Below are 5,295 nucleotides of genomic sequence, written 5' to 3' on the forward strand. Positions count from 1 at the left end.
ACGGCCGAGGCGGAGCGTCGACGAGAGATCCGGCAGCTACGCGAACGGGCCCGGCAAAACCTGGACGCTTTCAAGCAGCGATGTCGCACTGCCGGGATCAGCGTCGAGTGTTGTGGAAAAAGCGGGGATGTGGCAGAGCAGATCGTGACGGAGGCCCAACGATCGGACCTGATCATCCTGAGCCGCGATACGCCCTTGGAATCGGCAACGTCCGCCAACAGCACCTTGGGCAAGGTGCTCCGTCAGGCTCCGCGTCCGCTGATCACGGTGCCCCTGTCACTGCCTCAGCAAGACCATGTGCTGATTGCCTATGACGGCAGCCGGCCGGCCGGACAAGCGCTGTTGGCGTTCGTCACGTTGGGTCTGGGCGCGGGCAGAAAGGTCCACGTCGCGACCGCAGCGGCTTCGGTCGAATCGGCCCGGATGATCGCGCAGCCCGCCATTGATTTTCTACAGCTTCACGGCGTTGACGGTCAGCTGCACGCGATCGAAGGGGAAACGAAGGTCGAACACGCGTTGTTGAGTCTCGCCGCCGAGGTGGACGCGGGGCTGCTGGTCGCCGGATCGTGTGGCCATTCACGGATCCGCGAGGTGCTGCTCGGATCGTTCACCCAGACGTTGATCGAAGCGTCGCATCTGCCGCTGTTCTTGTTTCATTAAGACGGGCAATCTCGTCCGCCCACCGGTAGCGGAAGCGGCGAAGACTCTTGATCTCTGTGCGACATAGCCGCGTGCGTATCCGCCCGCGCTCGCTGAGGTATCGCAACATTTCGTGACGCGTTGTCTCACGTCTTCGTTGCGACGCTCTGCAGTTCGTTTCGCATGCAGATCTTTTTCCACCCCGACAGGCAACGCTGTGAAGCATTTTTTAGCGGTAGGGCGCGAGCCCTCCGGTGTTTCGGGAACGATGAGGGATCGGAGGGCTTGCGCCCTGCCGCTAACACCTCGTCAAACGCAGGGAATAAATGCTTCACAGCGTTGCCCGACAGGATTGGCTGGCGGCGTGAGATTCCCAGGCTTTTCCCGGCAGAATCTGCCAATCACCCGCATCAGGGATCGGCGTCGCGCCACACGCCAAGTTTTAACGGGGTCGGAACACGACGTGCGGTAGTGATGGACGGAGAAAAACCATTTGGGGGATCGACGTAACAGGCGTATCACGAAGAGGGACCAGCGGATGACGAAGTTGAGAGGTGGACTGACCATGGGCTTGGTGGTCATCGTCGTGGCGGCAGTTTGGCCGGCCGCGATTTGGACGGCACCGATCTGGGCGGCACCGGGTGCGAACGCCGGTGATTGGCCACAGTTCCGCGGGGCCAATGGGAACGGGGTGGCCGAGGGCGTTGACTATCCGTTGACATGGAGTCCGGAAGAAAACGTCAAGTGGAAAGTCGATCTTCCCGACGCCGGGGCCGGCAGTCCGATCGTTTCGGGCGGACGTGTGTTCCTCGCCAGCGCCACCGAGGACGGTCGCCAACGCAGTCTGCTTTGCATCGACCGCAGCGACGGAAAGCTGCTCTGGACGCGGACGGTCGAGTATGGTGAAGACATCACGCATTCAAAGAACCCGTTCGGCAGCACGACGCCCGCCGCCGATGGCGAGCACGTCGTCGTCTGGCATGGTTCGGCGGGATTGCACGCCTATGACTTTGCCGGAAAGCCGCTTTGGTCGCGCGATCTGGGCGAGTTCAAACACATCTGGGGTTATGGCTCGTCGCCGATCATTTACAAGGACAAGGTCCTGCTGCAAACGGGCCCGGGAGAACGCGTTTTCCTGACCGCGATTGACTTGGCCAGCGGCAAGACCCTGTGGGAAACCCACGAAGCCTACAGCGGTGACAAGAGCCCCGACGACGTCGGGTCATGGAGTACGCCGGTGGTCGCCCAAGTCGATGGCCGACCGCAGGTGATCTGTGCCATGAGCACGCGAGTGAACGCCTACGATCTCGACAGCGGCGATCTGATTTGGTGGTGCGACGGATTGAACGGTTCGCGTTACGACGTGGTCAGCTCTTCACCGCTGATCGGTGAGGGCATCGGTTTCGCCATGGCCGACCTGCGCGGTCCGGCGATGGGTTTCAAGCTGGGCGGCATCGGCAACGTCACCGCATCGAATCGGCTGTGGCACGTCGAGAAACGGAACCCGAGCAGCGTCGGCACGGGCGTCCTGGTCGACGGTCACATCTTTCGACCCAACTCCGGTCCCGGCACGCTGGAATGTTTGAATGCCGAAACGGGCGAGAGTGTGTGGAAGAGTCGAGCGAAGGATCATTGGGCGTCGATGGTGCTGGCCGGTGGGCACTTGTACGCGCTCAGCCAACGCGGCACGACGATCGTTTTGAAGCCCAACCCGCAATCGTATGAAGAGGTTGCCAGCAACGACTTGGGCGGCGTGACCAACGCGACGCCTGCGTTCTCGGAGGGGCAAATCTTTATCCGCACGGAAGAGCATCTGTATTGCATCGGCAAGTGAGTTCGTTGAGTTTGTCTAGGTAGTTCCTGTGAAAGTCCACGCCCCCGAAGCGATTCTCCCCACGCTGACCGCGACGGTCGGAGTCGTGTTGCTGGCGTTCTGGTTGGCGACCGGCCCGCCGAGCGATCTGGAACCGCGGACTTCGGGACGCGACGGCACGATCGACCGGTCCGGCCAGACGGCTCGCCCCGAGCCGGGACAGCCGATCGCCGGGCCTGGAACCGCGTCGGACATTCCCGGCCAGTGGCCAGGATTCCTCGGTCCGGGCCGCGATTCGATTGCAACCGACGGCCCACCGTTGGCACGGTCCTGGCCCGCCGAAGGTCCCCCCGTGCTCTGGTCGATCGACGTCGCCGAGGGTTACGCCGGCGCCGCGATCAGCGACGGGCGAGTCTACGTGTTGGATTACGACGAGGAAGCCGAAGCCGACACGCTGCGTTGCTTGTCTCTCGACGACGGCCGCGAAATCTGGCGCAACAGCTATCCCGTGGTCGTCGCGTTTCATCACGGCATGACACGAACGGTGCCGACCATCGTCGGTGACTACGTGATCACGATGGGGCCCCGTTGTCATCTGGCGTGTTGGGATGCGGCGACCGGAAAATCGCATTGGTTGATCGATCTGGAACGCGATCATGGAACCCGAGTGCCGGAATGGTATACCGGCCAATGCCCGTTGGTGGATCAAGACCGTTTGATCGTTGCCCCTTGTGGCGACGCGATGTTGATGGCGATTGATTACCGGACGGGCGACGTGATTTGGCAGTCACCGAATCCTAAGGGCTGGAACATGACGCATGTTTCTATCGTTCCGATGGAGTTGCAGGGACGTCGGACGTATGTCTACTGCGCCAGCGGCGGCGTCGCCGGCGTTGCGGCCGACGACGGAACACTGCTTTGGGAAACGACCGCCTGGAAAGAAATCAATGCCACCAGTCCGTCACCGGTGGTGTTACCCGATGATCGTCTTTTCCTGTCCCGAGGCTATGGATCGGGAGCATTGATGTTGCAACTGGTCAAGACCGACAGCGGGATCGAGGCCCAGAGCCTGTTCGAACTGACGCCCAAACAGTTCAGTTCCGAACAGCAGACACCGATCTACCGCGACGGCCATCTGTTCGGCATTCGAAAGGTCGGCGCAAAAACGATGGTCTGTTTGGACCTCGATGGCAATGAGGTTTGGGACAGCGGCGGCGATCGGTTCGGACTCGGTCCCTACCTGTTCGCCGACGACCTGCTGCTGATCTTGGACGACGACGCAACGCTGACGGCCGCCGAGGCGACTCCGGCCGGCTACATACGACTGGCCCGGCACAAGGTGCTACCCGGCGGCCACGATGCCTGGGGCCCGATGGCGATGGTCGCGGGCCGATTGATCCTCCGCGACATGACACGACTGGTTTGCCTGGATCTGCGAGCGAATTGATGGCGATGAAAACCCGATCCCCGATGAAGATGGAGTTCAACGACACATGCGATTCCTGAATCAGCATCGCGGAACGCTGGTCACCGCCGTGATCGCTGTGGCGGTCGGCATCGCCAGTTATGCCGTCGTCAGCAGCGACCCGTTGGCCCAGCGCAGTCGTCGATCCTTCACGATCGATTTTTCCAGTGTCTACGACATCGATCCGGGCTTGATCCAATTCGAGCAGACTGGCGAAATCGAAGTCCAGTTGGATGACGTTCGCTGCATGGACGTCGGCCCCGCGGACAAGATTTATGTCGCCGGTGACCAAGCCGTACGCGTGTATTCGCAAGACGGCACCGAGTTGGCGGTGATCCGAACCGAAGGCCAACCCGGCTGCCTGGCGGTCGGTGGTGACGAACATGTCTTTCCGGGGCGAATCTACGTCGGTGGCGGCGACAGGATCGAAGTGTTCCAGCCGAACGGCAGTCGCGTCGGGATTTGGAACGTGCCGGAGCAGAACGTGATCCTGGCATCGATCGCGGTTGCGGGCAACGATGTGTTCGTCGCCGACGCGGGCAACCGCGTGGTGTTGCGATACGACCCGTCCGGCCAACGCGTGGGAACGATCGGCGATCCGGATGACGGCGGTCGAACCTTCAACGTCCCCAGTGCCCACTTCGACATCGCGATCGGATCCGAAGGACGGCTGCACGTTGCCAACCCGGGCGCCCTGCGACTGGAGACGTACACGTTCGACGGAGCGCTGGAAGTCCGTTGGGGCGAGCCCGGCGCGACGATCGACCGTTTCTTTGGTTGCTGCAATCCGAGCGAGTTTGCGGTCTTGCCCGGTGGCGAAATCGTGACGTCGGAAAAGGGCATCCCACGGATCAAGGTTTACAGCGAGTTCGGAGAATTTGAGTGTGTGGTCGCGGGGCCGAGCATGTTGGGAGTCGCCCAGTCGGAAATCGGAGACCCCCGCGCCGTCCAAGCCGAAGCGATCTTTGACGTGGCGACCGACAGCCGGGGTCGCATCTTGGTTTTGGATCCGAGACGAAAGTCGGTGCGGATTTTCGAAAGGATCGGTGGCGACGATGCATAAAAAACAGTCGGAAATCAACGCCGCCAGCACGCGGCGTCAGCCAGTGGCACGTGACGTTGCCAACACGCGGCGTCAGCCAGTGGCACATGACACCCGACAACGCCCACGCGCCGCACGCCTACGCTTCCCGCTGGCATCGGCAAGAGGATCCATCCAATGACGCATCCAGAAACGAACGACGATCGTCGACAATATCTGATTCGCACCGGACGCTACATGCTCCTCGGTGGCCTATCCGTCTTGTCACTGAACTTGATCGACCGCGCGCTGCGCGGTGGATGCGTGCGGCTGGAATCTCCCTGCCAGAGCTGTGAG

Annotated in this window: 4 protein-coding genes; all 4 read left to right on the forward strand. The window is 61.7% G+C overall.

What is annotated here, in order from left to right; all coding sequences use genetic code 11:
• Positions 1-660 (forward strand): universal stress protein (locus tag ABX749_RS20590; protein WP_372897628.1); only part of this gene is annotated, 660 nt, incomplete at its 5' end.
• Between the two features lie 517 nt (positions 661-1,177).
• Positions 1,178-2,473 (forward strand): PQQ-binding-like beta-propeller repeat protein, encoded by a 1,296-nt coding sequence (locus tag ABX749_RS20595; RefSeq protein ID WP_372897629.1) that lies wholly within the window; start codon positions 1,178-1,180, stop codon positions 2,471-2,473.
• Between the two features lie 28 nt (positions 2,474-2,501).
• On the forward strand, positions 2,502-3,899 hold the full coding sequence (locus ABX749_RS20600; protein ID WP_372897630.1) for a PQQ-binding-like beta-propeller repeat protein: 1,398 nt from the start codon (positions 2,502-2,504) through the stop codon (positions 3,897-3,899).
• 46 nt (positions 3,900-3,945) lie between these two features.
• Complete coding sequence (locus ABX749_RS20605; RefSeq protein ID WP_372897631.1) at positions 3,946-4,980, forward strand: NHL repeat-containing protein; 1,035 nt, start codon at positions 3,946-3,948, stop codon at positions 4,978-4,980.
• Positions 4,981-5,295 lie beyond the last annotated feature (315 nt).

Origin of the sequence: Stieleria sp. (genome assembly GCF_041595215.1) — a bacterium.
In the GTDB taxonomy this organism is placed as follows: Bacteria; Planctomycetota; Planctomycetia; order Pirellulales; family Pirellulaceae; genus Stieleria; species Stieleria magnilauensis.